General features: G+C 70.2%; 19 protein-coding genes, 3 tRNA genes and 1 pseudogene. 8 read left to right on the top strand and 15 right to left on the bottom strand.

The window, feature by feature from the left end; genetic code table 11:
- Window positions 1–109 precede the first annotated feature (109 nt).
- The gene (locus ACIBJB_RS34380) at window positions 110–1,150 is read left to right on the top strand and encodes an adenosine deaminase (RefSeq protein WP_398936518.1); all 1,041 of its coding nucleotides are present in this window, start codon (window positions 110–112) and stop codon (window positions 1,148–1,150) included.
- A gap of 66 nt (window positions 1,151–1,216) precedes the next feature.
- On the opposite strand, the gene ACIBJB_RS34375 is transcribed toward ACIBJB_RS34380, so the two are convergent.
- The gene (locus ACIBJB_RS34375) at window positions 1,217–1,834 is read right to left on the bottom strand and encodes a TetR/AcrR family transcriptional regulator (protein WP_398936516.1); all 618 of its coding nucleotides are present in this window, start codon (window positions 1,832–1,834) and stop codon (window positions 1,217–1,219) included.
- Window positions 1,835–1,954: 120 nt separating this feature from the next.
- On the opposite strand from ACIBJB_RS34375, the gene ACIBJB_RS34370 reads away from it, so the two are divergent.
- Entirely contained in the window at window positions 1,955–2,587 is a 633-nt protein-coding gene (locus ACIBJB_RS34370) for an NAD(P)-dependent oxidoreductase (RefSeq protein WP_398936514.1), read from the top strand.
- A gap of 28 nt (window positions 2,588–2,615) precedes the next feature.
- Here ACIBJB_RS34370 and ACIBJB_RS34365 read toward each other — a convergent pair whose 3' ends face one another.
- The 8 genes and pseudogenes from ACIBJB_RS34365 to ACIBJB_RS34330 all read right to left on the bottom strand — a co-directional run bounded on the left by ACIBJB_RS34365 (window position 2,616) and on the right by ACIBJB_RS34330 (window position 7,922).
- Window positions 2,616–3,671, bottom strand: a complete 1,056-nt coding sequence (locus ACIBJB_RS34365) for a UDP-N-acetylmuramate dehydrogenase (protein ID WP_398936511.1) — start codon at window positions 3,669–3,671, stop codon at window positions 2,616–2,618.
- Window positions 3,672–4,208: 537 nt separating this feature from the next.
- Window positions 4,209–5,655: pseudogene (locus tag ACIBJB_RS34360) on the bottom strand (MFS transporter).
- Between the two features lie 86 nt (window positions 5,656–5,741).
- On the bottom strand, window positions 5,742–6,311 hold the full coding sequence (locus ACIBJB_RS34355; RefSeq protein WP_398936509.1) for a TetR/AcrR family transcriptional regulator: 570 nt from the start codon (window positions 6,309–6,311) through the stop codon (window positions 5,742–5,744).
- Between the two features lie 172 nt (window positions 6,312–6,483).
- Window positions 6,484–6,912 carry a MaoC family dehydratase gene (locus ACIBJB_RS34350; protein ID WP_398936741.1) on the bottom strand — a complete coding sequence of 143 codons (429 nt, stop codon included), beginning with the start codon at window positions 6,910–6,912 and terminating at the stop codon, window positions 6,484–6,486.
- Between the two features lie 8 nt (window positions 6,913–6,920).
- The gene (locus ACIBJB_RS34345; RefSeq protein WP_057607938.1) at window positions 6,921–7,373 is read right to left on the bottom strand and encodes a MaoC family dehydratase N-terminal domain-containing protein; all 453 of its coding nucleotides are present in this window, start codon (window positions 7,371–7,373) and stop codon (window positions 6,921–6,923) included.
- A 102-nt stretch (window positions 7,374–7,475) separates the two neighbouring features.
- Window positions 7,476–7,640: a 50S ribosomal protein L33 gene (gene rpmG, locus ACIBJB_RS34340; RefSeq protein WP_018834916.1), complete on the bottom strand. Its 165-nt coding sequence runs from the start codon at window positions 7,638–7,640 to the stop codon at window positions 7,476–7,478.
- A gap of 90 nt (window positions 7,641–7,730) precedes the next feature.
- Window positions 7,731–7,803, bottom strand: a tRNA-Met gene (locus tag ACIBJB_RS34335).
- Between the two features lie 46 nt (window positions 7,804–7,849).
- A tRNA-Thr gene (locus ACIBJB_RS34330) sits at window positions 7,850–7,922 on the bottom strand.
- A gap of 262 nt (window positions 7,923–8,184) precedes the next feature.
- On the opposite strand from ACIBJB_RS34330, the gene ACIBJB_RS34325 reads away from it, so the two are divergent.
- From ACIBJB_RS34325 to ACIBJB_RS34315, 3 genes are all read left to right on the top strand, one after another.
- The gene (locus ACIBJB_RS34325; protein WP_398936506.1) at window positions 8,185–9,456 is read left to right on the top strand and encodes an amidohydrolase family protein; all 1,272 of its coding nucleotides are present in this window, start codon (window positions 8,185–8,187) and stop codon (window positions 9,454–9,456) included.
- Between the two features lie 220 nt (window positions 9,457–9,676).
- Window positions 9,677–10,333 (top strand): NAD(P)H-binding protein, encoded by a 657-nt coding sequence (locus ACIBJB_RS34320; RefSeq protein ID WP_398936503.1) that lies wholly within the window; start codon window positions 9,677–9,679, stop codon window positions 10,331–10,333.
- A 2-nt stretch (window positions 10,334–10,335) separates the two neighbouring features.
- The gene (locus tag ACIBJB_RS34315) at window positions 10,336–10,752 is read left to right on the top strand and encodes a nuclear transport factor 2 family protein (protein WP_398936500.1); all 417 of its coding nucleotides are present in this window, start codon (window positions 10,336–10,338) and stop codon (window positions 10,750–10,752) included.
- Window positions 10,753–10,836: 84 nt separating this feature from the next.
- Here ACIBJB_RS34315 and ACIBJB_RS34310 read toward each other — a convergent pair whose 3' ends face one another.
- Window positions 10,837–11,049: a hypothetical protein gene (locus ACIBJB_RS34310; RefSeq protein WP_079072179.1), complete on the bottom strand. Its 213-nt coding sequence runs from the start codon at window positions 11,047–11,049 to the stop codon at window positions 10,837–10,839.
- A gap of 283 nt (window positions 11,050–11,332) precedes the next feature.
- Between ACIBJB_RS34310 and ACIBJB_RS34305 the strand changes: the two genes are divergently transcribed.
- Window positions 11,333–11,512, top strand: a complete 180-nt coding sequence (locus ACIBJB_RS34305) for a hypothetical protein (RefSeq protein ID WP_398936497.1) — start codon at window positions 11,333–11,335, stop codon at window positions 11,510–11,512.
- A 137-nt stretch (window positions 11,513–11,649) separates the two neighbouring features.
- On the opposite strand, the gene ACIBJB_RS34300 is transcribed toward ACIBJB_RS34305, so the two are convergent.
- Window positions 11,650–11,731: transfer RNA gene (locus ACIBJB_RS34300), tRNA-Tyr, on the bottom strand.
- Window positions 11,732–11,966: 235 nt separating this feature from the next.
- On the opposite strand from ACIBJB_RS34300, the gene ACIBJB_RS34295 reads away from it, so the two are divergent.
- A complete protein-coding gene (locus ACIBJB_RS34295) occupies window positions 11,967–12,455 on the top strand; it encodes a YajQ family cyclic di-GMP-binding protein (protein WP_306977604.1) in 489 nt (162 codons plus the stop codon).
- A gap of 84 nt (window positions 12,456–12,539) precedes the next feature.
- Here the strand turns inward: ACIBJB_RS34295 and ACIBJB_RS34290 are convergent, their stop codons facing one another.
- Window positions 12,540–12,806 carry a GlsB/YeaQ/YmgE family stress response membrane protein gene (locus tag ACIBJB_RS34290; RefSeq protein ID WP_057607941.1) on the bottom strand — a complete coding sequence of 89 codons (267 nt, stop codon included), beginning with the start codon at window positions 12,804–12,806 and terminating at the stop codon, window positions 12,540–12,542.
- Window positions 12,807–13,017: 211 nt separating this feature from the next.
- Between ACIBJB_RS34290 and ACIBJB_RS34285 the strand changes: the two genes are divergently transcribed.
- Window positions 13,018–14,262 (top strand): APC family permease, encoded by a 1,245-nt coding sequence (locus ACIBJB_RS34285; RefSeq protein ID WP_398936495.1) that lies wholly within the window; start codon window positions 13,018–13,020, stop codon window positions 14,260–14,262.
- Between the two features lie 28 nt (window positions 14,263–14,290).
- On the opposite strand, the gene ACIBJB_RS34280 is transcribed toward ACIBJB_RS34285, so the two are convergent.
- From ACIBJB_RS34280 to htpX, 3 genes are all read right to left on the bottom strand, one after another.
- On the bottom strand, window positions 14,291–14,860 hold the full coding sequence (locus tag ACIBJB_RS34280; protein WP_398936493.1) for an SMI1/KNR4 family protein: 570 nt from the start codon (window positions 14,858–14,860) through the stop codon (window positions 14,291–14,293).
- Between the two features lie 81 nt (window positions 14,861–14,941).
- On the bottom strand, window positions 14,942–15,334 hold the full coding sequence (locus ACIBJB_RS34275; protein WP_328780985.1) for a YccF domain-containing protein: 393 nt from the start codon (window positions 15,332–15,334) through the stop codon (window positions 14,942–14,944).
- Window positions 15,331–16,194, bottom strand: coding sequence for a zinc metalloprotease HtpX (gene htpX, locus ACIBJB_RS34270; RefSeq protein WP_387721793.1), 864 nt, complete (start codon window positions 16,192–16,194; stop codon window positions 15,331–15,333). The genes ACIBJB_RS34275 and htpX overlap by 4 nt, the downstream gene beginning before the upstream one ends.
- Window positions 16,195–16,404 lie beyond the last annotated feature (210 nt).

Raw genomic sequence — 16,404 nt, 5'->3', positions numbered from 1 at the left:
CGCCGTGAAAAGGCACCCCCTCACGTGAGGGGGTGCTTTTTTGTGCGAGCAAGACCACTAAAGGGGAAAGCGGTACCGGGACACCCGTGACGTACGGCAGGATCCTGGAATGGAGCGTGTACGTGATGTCTCTGAGCTGCCGAAAGCCCATCTGCACCTGCACTTCACCGGGTCGATGCGCCCGGCGACGGTTCTGGAACTGGCCGACAAGTACGGCGTACGGCTGCCCGAGGCGCTGACCGAAGCACTGACCAGCGGGGAACCGCCGAGACTGCGGGCGACGGACGAGCGGGGCTGGTTCCGTTTCCAGCGGCTGTACGACGCGGCCCGCTCGTGTCTGCGCGAGCCCGAGGACATCCGGCGGCTGGTGCGGGAGGCCGCGGAGGAGGATGTGCGCGACGGCTCGGGGTGGCTGGAGATCCAGGTCGACCCGACGTCGTACGCCCCCCGGCTCGGCGGGCTGATCCCGGCCCTGGAGATCATCCTGGACGCGGTGGAGACGACCTCGCGCGAGACCGGGCTCGGGATGCGGGTGCTGGTCGCCGCGAACCGGATGAAGCATCCGCTGGACGCCCGCACGCTGGCCCGGCTGGCGGTGCGGTACGCCGACAAGGGCGTGGTCGGCTTCGGACTCTCGAACGACGAGCGCCGGGGCATGGCACGGGACTTCGACCGGGCCTTCAACATCGCGCGCGAGGGCGGGCTGCTGTCGGCGCCGCACGGTGGCGAGCTGGCCGGACCGTCCTCGGTACGGGACTGTCTCGACGACCTGGACGCGAACCGGATCGGGCACGGGGTGCGCGCGGCGGACGACCCGCGGCTGCTGAAGCGGCTGGCGGACCGGCAGGTGACGTGCGAGGTGTGCCCGGCGTCCAATGTGGCGCTCGGTGTCTACGAGAAGCATGAGGACGTGCCGCTGCGGAAGCTGTTCGAGGCCGGGGTGCCGATGGCGCTGGGCGCCGACGACCCGCTGCTGTTCGGGTCCCGGCTGGCCGCGCAGTACGAGATCGCCCGGCGGTATCACGGCTTCTCGGACGCGGAGCTGGCGGAACTGGCCCGGCAGTCGGTACGGGCCTCGGCGGCGCCGGAGGACGTGAAGGCCAAGCTGCTGTCGGGGGTGGACGACTGGCTCAGCCACCCGGGCTCTTGACGTGGGCGTAGGGCGGGGACCTGGTAGGGGCGGTGCCGGTGCCGCCGCGGCGGCCCGGCGTGACGGTCACCCCGGTTCCACGGCTACCGAGATTCCGCCCAGCAGGGTCCGGGCCAGCCGGGCGGCGAACTCCTGCACCGGCGGCCGTACGCCGTCCTGTGTGGCGTCGTAGGCGAACGCCCGTTGCGCGCAGGCGCCCAGGAGCAGGGAGGCCGCGGCGAAAGTGTCGGCGGTGGGGGCGACCCGGCCGATGGACTGCTCGGCCTTGAGGTAGGCGTCGAGCCACTCGATCGGCTTGTGCGGGCCGGACTCCATCTCGCGCATCGCGTCGTCGTGGCGCCGCTTGAGCTGGGTCTCGGCGTACAGGGAGGCGGCGATCGGAAAGCTCTGTTCGTAGAAGAGGGCGGCCTGGCGGGCGATCTCGGTGAGGTTCTCCTCCAGGGTGTGGCGGCCCGGCTCGGCGGCGAGGGCGTGCAGCAGGGGGGCCAGTCTCGGGAGGCGTTCCGCGAGGACGCGGATGAACACCTCCTCCTTGCTGGCGAAGTACTTGTACAGCGCCGCCTCGGAGCAGCCGGCCGCCTTGGCGATCTCCTTGGTCGTGGCACGCGCCAGCCCGACGGTGAGCATCAGCTCATGGGCGGCGTCGAGGATGCGGACGCGGGCCGGGCCGGGCTTGGGCTCCATGCTGTTCGGTTCCCCTTGGGTCGGTTGGCGGGCTTGACGGGTGGGTGAGTACTTACCCACTCTAGAGGGAGGCAGGGGTGAGTGAATACTCACCCACCTCCTTCGAGTACGGGAGTACCCATGAAACTCACGGTTTTCGGGGCCACCGGGGGCATAGGGCGCGAGCTCGTCCGGCAGGGCCTGGCGGCGGGCCATGAGGTCACGGCGGTCGTACGGGATCCTGCCCGGCTGACCGTCACGGGCGAGCGGCTGGAGGTGGTCCGTGCGGACCTCACCGACCCGGAGGTGCTGCGGCCCGCCGTGGCCGGGCGGGACGCGGTGCTGTCCGGGCTCGGGCCGCGCGCCCGCAAGGACGCCGGGATAGCGACGCGGCTGACCCGCGTGGTGCTGGCCGCGATGGAGGCGGAGCAGGTCCGGCGGGTGCTGGCGGTCAGCGCGGGGCCGGTCGGGCCGGCGCCCGTGGACGAGGGAGTGGTGGACCGGTGGATGCGGGGGCTCGTGTCCGCGGTACTGAAGGACGTCTACGCCGACCTGAGCGAGATGGAGGCGGAGCTGGCGGCGAGCGGTACGGACTGGACGGTCGTGCGCCCACCGCGTCTTCAGGACAAGCCGGTGACCGGGGTGTATCGCGTGGTGGCCGGGGGGTTTCCGGCTCGGGGGCGGTTCATCTCGCGGGCGGATGTGGCGCACGCGATGCTCGGGATGGTGGGGGATGCGGGGGTGGTGAAGCAGGGGGTGGGGGTGGCGTACTGACGGTGCTGACGCTTTCGGATCTGGTCGGCTACAGGCTTACGCCCACTGTCACCGGCTCGTTGACCAGCGTGATGCCGAAGGTGTCCCGTACGCCTGTCACGACCTCCCGGGCCAGTGCGAGGAGATCCTCGGTGGTGGCGTCGCCCCGGTTGGTGAGGGCCAGGGTGTGCTTGGTGGAGATGCGGGCGGGGCCGGTGCCGTAGCCCTTGGTGAAGCCGGCCTTGTCGATCAGCCAGGCCGCGGAGGTCTTGGTGTGGCCGTCGCCCGCGGGGTAGGCGGGGGGTTCGGCGTCGTCGCCGAGGTGGTGCTTCACGCGCGCGTGGAACTCCGCGAACTGGGTGGCCGTGAGAATGGGGTTGGTGAAGAAGGAGCCTGCCGACCAGGTGTCGTGGTCGTCGGGGTCCAGGACCATGCCCTTTCCCGCGCGCAGCTTCAGGACGGTTGCGCGGGCGTCGGTGAGGGGGACGCGGTCGCCGGGTTCCACGCCCAGGGCGCGGGCGGTTTCGGCGTACTTGATCGGCGCGGAGAGGCCGTCGGCGTCTTCCAGGTCGAAGTGGACGCGCAGGACGATGTAGCGGGCGGGGTCTTCCTTGAAGCGGCTGTGGCGGTAGGAGAAGGCGCAGTCGTCGTTGGCGAGGGTGACGGTTTCGCCGGTGTGGCGGTCGTAGGCGATGACCTCGGTGATGGTGGAGGACACCTCCTGGCCGTAGGCGCCGACGTTCTGGATGGGGGTGGCGCCCGCGGAACCGGGGATGCCGGCGAGGCATTCGACACCGGCGAGTCCGGCGTCCACGGTGCGTTCGACTGCGTCGGTCCACACTTCGCCGGCGGCGAGCTCCAGGTGGGTGCCGGTGAGGTCGTACCCCTTGGTGGCGATGACGAGTGCGGTGCCCTCGAACCCCTTGTCCCCGATGACGAGGTTGGACCCGCCGCCGATCACGAGGAGCGGCGTGCCGGTGGCGTCGGCCTCACGGACGACCTCGATCACCTCGGCGTCGGTCGTCGCGGTGACGAGCCGGGTGGCGGGGCCGCCGAGACGGAAGGTGGTCAGGGGGGCGAGGGGGGCGTCGTGTCGTTCCTGCACGCGGTACAGCCTACGGGGGTGGGTGCCTGCGGCGGCCTGTGCGGGTGGGTGGGGGCGGGCGTTTTTGCGCAGTTCCCCGCGCCCCTGGATGCCTGCGGCGGCCCGTTGCGGCTCCGGTGGGGGCTTGTGTAGCGCGTGCGGTCTGGTGGGTGGGTCGGGGGGGGGGGGGGGGGGGGGGGGGGGGGGGGGGGGGGGGGGGGGGGGGGGGGGGGGGGGGGGGGGGGGGACGGGGGGGGTGGGGGGTGTCCGTCCTCGGTCCGGCGGTTGCTGTTGCTTCGGCCGTACTGGACAACGGACGCCGGCCGCTGCGGGCGGACACCCCCCACCCCGTCCCCTGCGCGCCGTACGCGGCGAACGGCCCGTCACGGCGCGCGGTCCGTCGCGGTGCGCGAGGTGGTCGACGGTCCGTCGTGGTGCGGGTGACTGCAACTCCCCAGGGGCGCGGGGAACTGCGCGACCAGCCACCACCGGCCCGCACCCGCCCGACAACCTCACCCCGCACCTCCGTAGGGGCCCCGCCCAAGCCCACCGCAGCGTTCAGCCGGCCACCGGGTCCAGTGACCGCCCGCGCTCGGACGACGCCACCAACGCGCTGCTCTTCCGTGAAGGAATCAGCAGGGCCGCGACCCCGGCGACAGCCACCACCGCCGCGCCCGTGAGCAGTGCCGGCCGCAGGCCGTCCACGAAGGACTGCCCGCTCTCGTACCCACCCTGCGAGGAGAAGATCGACGCCATGACCGCGATCCCCAGCGCTCCACCCACCTCACGCAGCGCGTTGTTCGCCCCGGAAGCGATCCCCTGCTCCTCGGACCGAACACTCGACATGACCAGGTTGGACGCGGGAGCGAAGAACAGGGCCATGCCGATGCCGCTGAGGACGAGTCCGGGGAGCTGCGCGGCGTAGGAGGCGTTGATCGTGACCACGGACGCCATGTAGGCGAGACCCGCCGCCTGGAAGAAGAGACCCGTGGCCACGACCGGCCGCCCCCCGATGCGGTCGGAGAGGATCCCGGCGATCGGCGCGACGAGCATCGGCATGCCGGTCCAGGGGAGCATCCGCAGGCCCGCCTCGGTGGGCGAGTAGCCGAGGACGCCCTGCATGTACTGGCTGAGCAGGAAGATCGAGCCGAACATCCCGAGGAACATCAGCAGGCTGGCCGCGTTGATCCCGGAGAAGGCCCGGGAACGGAACAGCCGCATGGGGAGCATGGGGTTCTTGGCCCGGGTGCTGTAGAGGACGAACGCGGCGAGCAGCGCGGCCCCGGCGAACAGGGCCAGCAGGACCACGGAGTCGGTCCAGCCGTCGGACGGGCCGCGGACCAGGCCGTACACGATGCCGAAGAGACCGCCGCTGGCGAGCAGTGTGCCGGGGATGTCGAGGCGCGCGCCGGCGCCGTGGGACTCGGCGAGGCGCAGACGGGCCAGGGGCAGCAGGGCGACGCCGAGCGGTACGTTCAGCCAGAAGATCCACTGCCAGGAGATGTGTTCGGTGAGGCTGCCGCCGATCAGTGGCCCGGAGGCCACCGCGAGCCCGTTGACGGCGCCCCAGATGCCGTACGCCATCCCGCGCTTGGCGGCGGGCACGGCCGCCGTGAGGAGGGTGAGCGTGAGGGGCATCATGATCGCCGCCCCTACGCCCTGGACCGCGCGCGGCGATGAGGGAGTCGATGCCCGGGGCCAGTGCCGCGGCCGCCGACGCGCCGGTGAAGATCGTGAGGCCGACCAGGAAGAGGCGTCGCCGGCCGAAGCGGTCGCCGAGCGCCGCGCCGGTCATGAGCAGGACGGCGAAGGTGAGCGTGTAGGCGCTGACGGTCCATTCGAGGTCGTGCAGCGCTCCGCCGAGGTCCTCGCGGATGGAGGGCAGGGCGGTGGTGACGACGAGGTTGTCGAGGGCCGCCATGAACCCGGCGACGCTGGTGATGACGAGGGCCCAGACGGCTCCCCCGCGGCCTGCGGTCGGTGCGGCTTGCTTCTGCTGTGACATCGCTCCCCCAGCGGGTGTGATCGGTGATTAGTTAGTGATTACTAAATTTCTCGATCATGGAAGGCGCTCGTGACGCCTCGTTGTACTCAGTGCTCCAGTCGGCCCTTGATCCGTGCCGACGGGTACATGCCCTCCCAGACCCGGTGCCCGGGCGGAAAGCCCATCGCCGTCAGGCAGTTGATGAGCATTCCGTACGCCAGGAAGGTCGTCGTCTCGTTGGCGTCGGCGCCGAGCGGCAGGTGGACGGTGTCCCACAGCCGCATCCAGCCGGCCCGCACCGCCTCCCCGAACTCGGTGTCACCCTCCTGCTCGGCGGCCCCCACCGCGACGTACATCTGCATCTGCATCATCAGCCACTCGGGCCGCTCCGCGATGACCCGGGTGTACGCGTCCGCCATGGCGTGGAGAGCGTCCTCGCCTTCCAGCCCCTTCGAAGCTTCCTCGAAGGTGCGGATGGTTTCCTCCACGCAGCGCTCGGCCGCCGCCAGAAAGATCGCCTTCTTACCCGGGAAGAGTCGGAAGAGATACGGCTGCGACACACCGACCCGCTTGGCGATCGCCTCGGTCGACGTGCCGTGGTAGCCACCGCGGGCGAACTCGGCCGTTGCCGCACGGATGACGCTCTCGCGCCGCTCTTCTGCACTCATCCTGGCCATGGAAGCCATGTTAGTGCTCAATCACTAACTTGGCAAGACGTCCTCTTCTACTGGAAGCTCTCGCCGGAACCTCCCACCATCACTGAGCGTTGTCGCAGGTAGGGGGCCACAACACCGTAAGAGGCGCCCCACCATGGAGAGCGCCCCTTACCTCAGCAGCCGTACCCGCCCCTCAGGCCAGTCGTACGACCGCCCGTGACATCCCCAGCACCTTCTGCCCCGCGCTGGTCGCCGTGAGGTCCACGCGGACCGTGTTGTCGTCGAGCTTGGCGGCGACCTTGCCGCTGACCTCGATCGTGGCGCCCTGGTCGTCGTTGGGCACGACGACGGGCTTGGTGAAGCGGACGCCGTACTCGGCGACGGCCGCCGGGTCGCCGACCCAGTCCGTCACCACGCGGATCGCCTCGGCCATGGTGAACATGCCGTGCGCGATGACGTCCGGCAGCCCGACCTCCTTGGCGAACTTCTCGTTCCAGTGGATGGGGTTGAAGTCCCCGGAGGCGCCCGCGTACTGGACGAGGGTGGCGCGGGTCACGGTGAAGGTCTGGGTCGGCAGCTCGGTGCCGACCTCGACGTCGTCGTATGCGATCTTCGCCGTCATGTTCTTTGTCACGCCTCCTCTGCCGCGCGCGCGACCAGCTTGGTCCAGGCGGTCACCACGTGTTCGCCGGCCTCGTCGTGGACCTCGCCGCGGATGTCCAGGATGTCGTTGCCGGCCATGGACCTGATCGCCTCGATGGTGGAGGTGACCGTCAGACGGTCACCGGCGCGCACGGGGCGGACGTAGGCGAACTTCTGGTCGCCGTGCACCACACGGCTGTAGTCCAGGCCGAGCTGCGGGTCCTGCACGACCTGTCCCGCGGCCTTGAAGGTGATCGAGAACACGAAGGTCGGCGGGGCGACGACGTCGGGGTGGCCGAGCGCCTTGGCGGCCTCCGGGTCCGTGTACGCGGGGTTGGAGTCCCCCACCGCCTCGGCGAACTCGCGGATCTTCTCCCGGCCCACCTCGTAGGGGTCGGTGGGCGGGTAGGTCCGCCCCACGAAGGACTGGTCGAGCGCCATGGGCTCGGCACCTCCTGCTTGCTCTACTGACCGGTATCGGGTCTCTCAACGACGTGAGGCCGCCCCCGATCTCTCGGGGACGGCCTCACGTACGAGCCTGATTTATCGCGTTTCGCGGTGCGCGGTGTGCGCGTTGCAACGCGGGCAGTGCTTCTTCATCTCCATGCGATCCGGGTTGTTACGCCGGTTCTTCTTGGTGATGTAGTTCCGCTCCTTGCACTCCACGCAGGCCAGCGTGATCTTCGGGCGGACGTCGGTGGCAGCCACAGGAGTGCTCCTTGACGAACGGATGGGACAGGTTCAACGCATAGAAGAGTAGCCGATCGAAGGACCGACCCCACAATCGGCTACTGTCTGTAGCGGTGACCGGACTTGAACCGGTGACACAGCGATTATGAGCCGCTTGCTCTACCGACTGAGCTACACCGCTGCGATGCGATCGGTTCCCGCCTCGCAGCGGGAACCTCTCACACCAGAGCCCCAATACGGAATCGAACCGTAGACCTTCTCCTTACCATGGAGACGCTCTACCGACTGAGCTATTGGGGCGAGCGATGAAGACATTACACGCTCCGCCGCCGTTCGCCCAAATCCGTTTCGCGGCGCCCTCGACGCCTTGATCCACGGGGTTCCCGGAGGCCTCAACTGCCTCTCCGGTACGGCGGACCACACCGGTACGACTATTGCGCTCCTCCCCGTCACGGGTGCGCGGCCACCCTAGGCTCGACTCACTCTGCGTGATCTTGCGTCCCTTGCGCAGTCCGAGTTCGCGCAGTCCTGAGCTTGCGTAGTACCGAGCCCCTGGAGCGCGATGCCCGACAGCCAGCCGCAGCCGCCCCACTCCTCGTCCTCGTCGGGTGCCGCGTCCTCGGGCCGGTCCGAGGGGGCCGGTCTCCTGTTGTGCGGGGCGCGGCTCACCGACGGCAGGACCGTGGACGTACGGCTGGGCGGTGGGCGCATCGAGGCGGTCGGTACGGCCGGCAGTCTGGCCGTGGGCGGCACGCGCGCGTGCGGTGCGCGCGTGGACCTCAGCGGCTATCTGCTCCTGCCGGCCCCGGCCGAGCCGCACGCCCACGGCGACACCGCGCTGTCGGCCGACGCGGACGGCCCTCTCGCCTACGACCCGCGCGACGTCCAGCGCCGGGCCACGGAAGCGGCTCTGCTGCAGCTCGGGCACGGGGCGACCGCGCTGCGGGCACACGTGCGCGTGGGGGACGTCCAGGGGCTGGGCGCACTGGCCGCCGTACTGCAGGCGCGGCGGTCGCTGCACGGGCTCACCGAGTTGACGGCCGTGGCGATGCCCAGGGTGTTGACCGGGGTGGCCGGGGCAGAGGGGCTCGCCATGTTGCGGGACGCGCTGAAGATGGGTGCCTCGGTGGTGGGCGGCTGTCCGGATCTCGACCCCGATCCGACGGGTTACGCGGAGGCGGTCCTGGAGGTCGCCTCGGAACACGGCTGCCCCGTCGACCTGCACACGGACGCCACCGACCCGGCCCGGCTCGCCCGGCTCGCCGCCATGGCCGGCGGCCTGCGGCCCGGCGTCACCCTCGGCCCCTGCGCGGGACTCGACCGGCTGCCCGCCGAGGTGGTCTCCCGCACCGCCGACCAGCTCGGGGCGGCCGGAGTCGCCGTGGTGTGCCTGCCGCAGGGCGGCTGCGCGGGTGTCGACCGCCGGGGGACGGCTCCGGTACGGCTGCTGCGCGCGGCCGGAGTCCGGGTGGCCGCCGGCAGCGGCACACTGCGGGACGCCTGCAACCCGGTGGGCCGCGGCGACCCCCTGGAGGCCGCGTATCTGCTCGCCTCCCGGTACGGGCTGCGCCCGGAGGATGCCTACGACACGGTGAGCACGTCGGCGCGGACCGTGCTCGGGTTGCCCGAAGTCCGCGTGGAGGCGGGCTTCCCGGCCGAGTTGCTCGCGGTGCGCGGCGACCGCCTCGCCGGCGCGCTCTCCCTGGCGTACAGCCGGATCGTGGTGCACCGGGGGCGCGTGGTGGCACGGACGAGCGCGGTACGGGAGTACTGCAACTCGGCGGCGGCCGAGGAGTCGGGGCTGCCTCGGCAGGGTCGGGGGGGTGTGTCGTAGGGCGAGTGGCTGTGGTGTGGGTGAGGGTTCGGTGGGGGCGTGGGGGGCGCATCGTGGCGCGCGTCGCTGCATGCAACCCCCTGTGGGGCGCGGGGAACTGTGCGACCAGCCACGACGGACCGCAGACGCTCCTCGAAGTCACCCTGACCTCACCCTGCACCCCTGAGGCGTCGCCGGACCCACGCGGCAGATGGGCCTTGACGGGCGTACGGTCGAAGACATGCGCATTGTCATCGCTGGTGGTCATGGTCAGATCGCGCTGCGGCTGGAGCGACTGCTCGCCGCGCGCGGGGACGAGGTCGCGGGGATCATCCGTCGCGCCGAACAGGGCGACGACCTGCGGGACGTCGGTGCCGAACCGGTCCTGCTGGACCTGGAGTCGGCCTCGGTCGAGGAGGTTGCCGCCCATCTGCGGGGCGCGGACGCGGCGGTCTTCGCGGCGGGCGCGGGTCCGGGAAGCGGCGCGGCCCGCAAGGACACGGTGGACAAGGCCGCGGCGGTGCTGTTCGCGGACGCGGCGGTCCTGGCGGGCGTACGGCGCTTCGTGATCGTGTCGTCCATGGGCGCGGACCCACGGCACGAGGGTGACGAGACCTTCGATGTGTACCTGCGCGCCAAGGGCGAAGCCGACGCCCATGTGAGCGGCTTGGACGCCCTGGACTGGACGATTCTGCGTCCTGGCGCGCTCACGGACGACGCGGGCAACGGCCTCGTACGCCTGGAGGCGCACACCGGCCGGGGCCCGATTCCGCGCGACGACGTGGCCGCCGTACTGGGGGAGTTGCTGGACACGCCGGCGACGGCAGGGCTGACGCTGGAGCTGATCAGCGGTTCCATGCCGGTCTCGGTCGCGGTGAAGTCGGTGGCGGGCAACTGAGGATGGCCGCCGAGGGGGTGCCGGCCGCGCAAGAGGCGTTGCTGCGGCGGATGTACGAGGTCTTCGCGACGGACGAGCGGGACGCCTTCGTACCGCACTGTCTGGCCCCGGACGTGGACTGGCCGAACATGCTGGACGGCGGCCGACTGCGCGGACGTGAGGCGGTACGGGCGTACTGGGCACGGCAGTTCGCGGCGGGGCATCCCCTCGTACGGCTGGAGGGGCTGGGGTCGGACCGGCTCGGCGGGGCGGTCGTGGTGACCGTACGGCTCGGGGTCCGCGACGCGTCGGGCGAGCGGTGGGCCGAGGAGACGGTCGAGCACGTGTACCGGTTCGGGGAGGACGGGCTGGTGGTGCGGATGGATGTGCGGGAGGGGTTGGGTTCGTGTTCGGGTTCGGGGCTTGGGTCTGGGCCGTAGGGCGGCTGAACGCTCGGAACGAGGGGTGTAGGCGGTCGAACATCGGCGCGGGGTGCTCTGACCGGTCGTAGGGCAGCCGAACGCTCAGAACAGTGGCAGCTGGCCGGGGACGACGGGTAGTGCGTACCCGTCCAACGACGGCTGCGCCGCTCCGAGTTCTGCCTGTCTGCGGGAGCCCGGGCAGGAGACCAGCTGACCTCGCGCGCGTGCTCCGGGCGGGTCGTGCCGGGCGAAGCGGCCGGCGACGACGGCGATCTCGCGACGGCATTCGGGGCAGAGCCTGCGACGACTGGACATGCAGTCAGTGTGCCCTCGGTCGACGACGTTTGTGCGTCCGGAGCGGGCGGGTGGGTGGGCCTGGCGGGGCGCGTGGAAGGGCAGCGGACTTCAAGGGCGGCTGTTGTCGGGGGCGGGAGGATTCGCGTCCGAGGGGTACGGGCGCGTGGCGTCTGACAATCGCTTCGCCGCAGTCTGTTGTACACCGCCATCACCATCACGACCGTGGCCCGGCATCTCGAGGTGCCGAGCGACGGGCATCCATGCGACGGCTGTCGACGACCAACTGAGCCAGCTGGAACGCATGGGTCGGCAGGTGCCGTATGAGCCGGGCTTCATGGGCCTGGTCACGGCAAGCCGACTCGTCATCGCGGGCGGCATGATCGCCGTCTGGTGCGGGGTCTTCTGGACGCGGCGTTATGCCTGGGACCGTTACCGTCATGGGCGCTCGGCGCTGCGTGAGCAACGCGAACGCGTGTCCTGACTCCACCGACCCGCCGGCCCGCCGGTGAGACACATCACCCGGCCCGCCGCGCGATAGGGCGCCTGAAGCATCCAGACACGAAGAAACCCCCCTCCGCTCTGCGTTTCCGCAGTTCGGAGGGGGTATCTTTCTCAGCGTGGCGGCGCCAGGATTCGAACCTGGGAAGGCTGAGCCGGCAGATTTACAGTCTGCTCCCTTTGGCCGCTCGGGCACACCGCCGGGGTTTGCTGCCCTTCGAACCGTCTTTCGGCGGTGCTCCGTGGCAACGACGTAAACAATACCCGATGCCGAGGGGTGCTTCGCCACCCGATTGATCTGCGCCCGGAGGGCATGGGGTGACTAGGCTTGGGCGGATGCGGCCCGGGTCCACGCCGGGCTCGGCGCCGCCCCCACGTACGCCGATACGCATCCGTACGCACGCCGACACGCACCCCGATACAAGGAGCCACAGGACATGGCCGACTCCAGTTTCGACATCGTCTCGAAGGTCGAGCGGCAGGAGGTCGACAACGCCCTCAACCAGGCCGCCAAGGAGATCTCCCAGCGCTACGACTTCAAGGGCGTGGGTGCCTCGATCTCGTGGTCCGGCGACAAGATCCTGATGGAGGCGAACTCCGAGGACCGGGTCAATGCCGTCCTCGACGTCTTCCAGTCCAAGCTGATCAAGCGTGGGATCTCCCTGAAGGCGCTCGACGCGGGCGAGCCGCAGCTCTCCGGCAAGGAGTACAAGATCTTCGCGTCGATCGAGGAGGGCATCTCCCAGGAGAACGCGAAGAAGGTCGCGAAGATCATCCGTGACGAGGGGCCGAAGGGCGTGAAGGCCCAGGTCCAGGGCGACGAGCTGCGGGTCAGCTCGAAGAGCCGTGACGACCTGCAGTCCATCATCGCCCTGCTGAAGGGCAAGGACTTCGACTTCGCGATCCAGTTCGTGAACTACCGGTGAGCCGCTGATTCAGCGATGTACGAGGAAGGGTGGGCACCTGGCCAGTGCCCACCCTTCTCGCCTGCTGGCTGCGGTTCGGGGGTGTCAGTCGCGTGAGTTGCCGAAGAGGAGACGGTAGGCGATCAGGAGCACGAGGGAGCCGCCGATCGCGGCGGCCCACGTGGTCCCGTCGTAGAAGCTCTTGGTGACCGGGTGGTCCAGCCAACGGGCCGATATCCAGCCACCGATGAACGCGCCCGCGATGCCGATGAGGGTCGTCCCGATGAAGCCGCCCGGGTCCCGGCCCGGCAGCAGGAACTTGGCTATGGCTCCGGCCAACAGCCCCAGGATGATCCAGCCGATGATGCTCATGCCCTGAACCTGCCCTTCCGCGCTGTGCCCGCACTGTCCGTGGCCTGTGATCTACGTCCCGGCCGACTGGACGCGTGCTGTAGCGCTTGGGTTGGACGACGTGCTCGCGCGACTCGCGTGCGGTGCTCTTCGTGCGGGTGTTCGTGTCCCGTTGACGAAGAGGACGTCCGTACTGCGCCCGGCGGTTGCAGAGATCAGTAGGGTGCGGCGCATGACAGGTTCCGGTGCCGAATTGCGGCGCACACTGGGCACAGGCGACGCCGTGGTCATCGGTCTCGGCTCGATGATCGGTGCCGGCATCTTCGCCGCCCTCGGTCCGGCGGCGCGCGCGGCCGGGTCCGGGCTGCTGCTCGGGCTCGCGGTCGCCGCCGTGGTCGCCTACTGCAACGCCACGTCCTCGGCACGGCTGGCCGCCCTGTACCCGGCCTCGGGCGGCACCTATGTGTACGGGCGGGAGCGGCTCGGGCCGTTCTGGGGCTATCTCGCGGGCTGGTCGTTCGTGGTCGGAAAGACGGCCTCCTGTGCGGCCATGGCGCTGACGGTGGGTGCGTACCTCTGGCCGGGGCAGGCCCATGCCGTGGCCGTCGCGGCGGTGACGGCGCTGACCGCTGTGAACTACGGCGGGATCCAGAAGTCCGCCTGGCTGACCCGGGCGATCGTGGCGGTGGTCCTCGCTGTCCTCGCTTCCGTGGTGGTCGTGTGTCTTGGGTCCGGGGCCTCGGAGGCCGGGCGGCTGGACACCGGGGTCTCCGGCGGGGTGAGCGGGGTGCTGCAGGCGGCCGGTCTGCTGTTCTTCGCGTTCGCGGGGTACGCGCGCATCGCGACCCTGGGTGAGGAGGTACGGGATCCCGCGCGCACCATCCCCCGCGCGATCCCCCTGGCCCTGGGCATCACGCTGGTGGTGTACGCGGTGGTGGCGGTGGCTGTCCTTTCCGTGCTGGGCGCTGCTGCTCTGGGCCGTACGGACGCGCCGCTGGCCGAGGCGGTGCGGGCCGCCGGGGTGCCGGGGCTCGTGCCGGTGGTGCGGGTGGGTGCCGTCGTGGCCGCGCTGGGTTCGCTGCTCGCCCTGATTCTCGGCGTCTCACGAACGACGCTGGCCATGGCCCGGGACCGGCATCTTCCGGGCGCGCTGTCCGCCGTCCACCCTCGCTTCCAGGTGCCGCACCGGGCCGAGCTGGCCGTGGGCGCGGTGGTCGCCGTCCTCGCCGCCACGGTCGACGTGCGGGGCGCGATCGGTTTCTCCTCCTTCGGTGTACTCGCGTACTACGCGGTGGCCAACGCGTCGGCATGGACACTCGGTTCGGCTCCGGCGGCCCGGGTGGTACCGGTGGTGGGGCTGCTCGGGTGTGTGGTGCTGGCGTTCGCGTTGCCCGGGGTTTCCGTGGTCGCGGGTGCGGGGGTGCTGGCGGTCGGGGCGGGGGCGTATGGCGTACGGAAATGGAGGGCGGGGCGGTAGGTGGGGGCCGCGTCCCCTCAAGCGAGCGTCAGGATGCGTGGGCCGGCGGTGCCGTGCGTATCCGGAACTGTGTCCAGGGAGTCATCTCCAACTCCTCGTTCATCTCCTCGTACCAGCCCGTGCCGTCGACCCAGGTTTGCAGCCAGTCCGTGAGGGTGGGGGCGTCCACGAACCAGGAGTGGTCGCAGTCACCGGCGTTCGGCTCGAAGAGGAGAACGGGGGCTTCCGGGCTGTGGCAGTCCACACACGCGTACATCGCACAGCCCCAGTGGGATATCGGCAGGACGCCCTCGGGCCAGGGCCAGTCGGGGTCCTTGCGGCTGCTCTTGCGGTTGGCCAGGTATTGCACGACGGCTGCGGGCTCCCCGGACGGAGGGCTGTCGAGCAGCGGCAACAGGCCGTACTCCGGGCCGAATCCGCCGTCTCCTATACGCAGGTAGAGATCGGCGAGCAGCGGGGGCAGGTGGAAGCCCAGCGCTGCCTCGGCGCGGGAAAGGGTGTCCGCCTCCACCGGCTCGGGGAGGGAAGTCCAACCCCACGGCCGGGTGTTGCGGGCCTTGTCCGCCACCCGTGCCAGCAACTGCTCGCTCTCGGTCATGCATTCATGATGCAGGGTGGCACTGACAGCCGGGCAAGCCTGTGGACAACGTCCGCGTTGTGGAAAACCCCGGCCCGTCCGTCAGCGGGTTGCGAACGGCTCGTCGGTGGGGACGATTTCGCGGCCCAGTGGGAACAGGGACACGGGGATGAGCTTGAAGTTGGCGATGCCGAACGGGATACCGATGATCGTGACGCAGAGGACGAGGCCCGTCGCGATGTGGCCCAGGGCCAGCCACCAGCCGGCGAGGACCAGCCACAGGACGTTGCCGAGGCAGGAGGGCGCGCCCGCGTCGCGGCGCTCGACGGTGGTGTACCCGAAGGGCCACAGGGCGTAGACGCCGATGCGGAAGGCGGCTATGCCGAACGGGATGCCGATGATGGTGATGCAGAGCAGCGCGCCCGCGGCGAGGTAGGCGAGGAACAGCCAGAAGCCGCTCAGGACGAGCCAAATGACGTTCAGGATGGTTTTCATTGGGGGCGACCTGCCATCTTCTCGAGCCGGGCGATGCGCTCCGCCATCGGCGGGTGAGTCGAGAACATCTTGGACAGTCCCTGGCCAGGGCGGAACGGGTTCGCGATCATCATGTGGCTCGCGGTCTCGATGCGCGGTTCGGGCGGCAACGGCAGTTGCTTCGTGCCCATTTCGAGCTTGTGCAGGGCGCTGGCGAGCGCGAGGGGGTCGCCGGTGAGCTGGGCGCCGGACGCGTCCGCCTCGTACTCCCTGGAGCGGCTGATGGCCAGCTGGATGAGGCTGGCCGCCAGCGGTCCGAGGATCATGATCATCAGCATGCCGAGGAGGCCCGGGCCGTCATCGTCGTCGGAACGGCCGATCGGGATCAGCCAGGCGAAGTTGACCAGGAACATGATCACGGAGGCGAGGGCGCCGGCGACCGACGAGATCAGGATGTCGCGGTTGTAGACATGGCTGAGTTCGTGGCCGATGACACCGCGCAGTTCGCGCTCGTCCAGGAGGCGCAGGATGCCGTCGGTGCAGCACACGGCGGCGTTGCGCGGATTGCGGCCGGTCGCGAAGGCGTTGGGTGCCTCGGTCGGCGAGATGTACAGGCGCGGCATGGGCTGACGGGCCTGGGTGGAGAGTTCGCGGACCATGCGGTACAGGGCCGGTGCCTCGAACTCGCTCACCGGGCGGGCACGCATCGCGCGTAGAGCCAGCTTGTCGCTGTTCCAGTACGCGTACGCGTTGGTGCCCAGCGCGATCAGGACGGCCACCACCAGCCCCATGCGGCCGAAGAAGCTGCCGATGACGATGATGAGTGCGGACAGTCCCCCGAGGAGGACTGCGGTCCTGAGCCCGTTGTGCCGGCGGTGCACGGTACGCCCTCCAAGTGGTGCAGCAGGGGAACCCTTTGCTTGCTGGTCTCCGATGTCTTCCGATGCCACCGGTCCGTGATGTCACGTCCAGTGGACCCTCCCGTTTTGCTCAACGCCAGGCGAGGGTCACTAGTTCCCTTGTGCGCGCGGAGGCCCAGGTGGGCCGTCCGGGTGATGGTTCAAGGGCGGCTGTTCAGCTTCGGAGGCCCG

The organism is Streptomyces sp. NPDC050759 (assembly GCF_044456945.1).
Classification (GTDB): Bacteria; Actinomycetota; Actinomycetes; order Streptomycetales; family Streptomycetaceae; genus Streptomyces.
The sequence above is the reverse complement of the archived record's forward strand: the minus strand, read 5'-3'. Positions and strand labels throughout refer to the sequence as shown.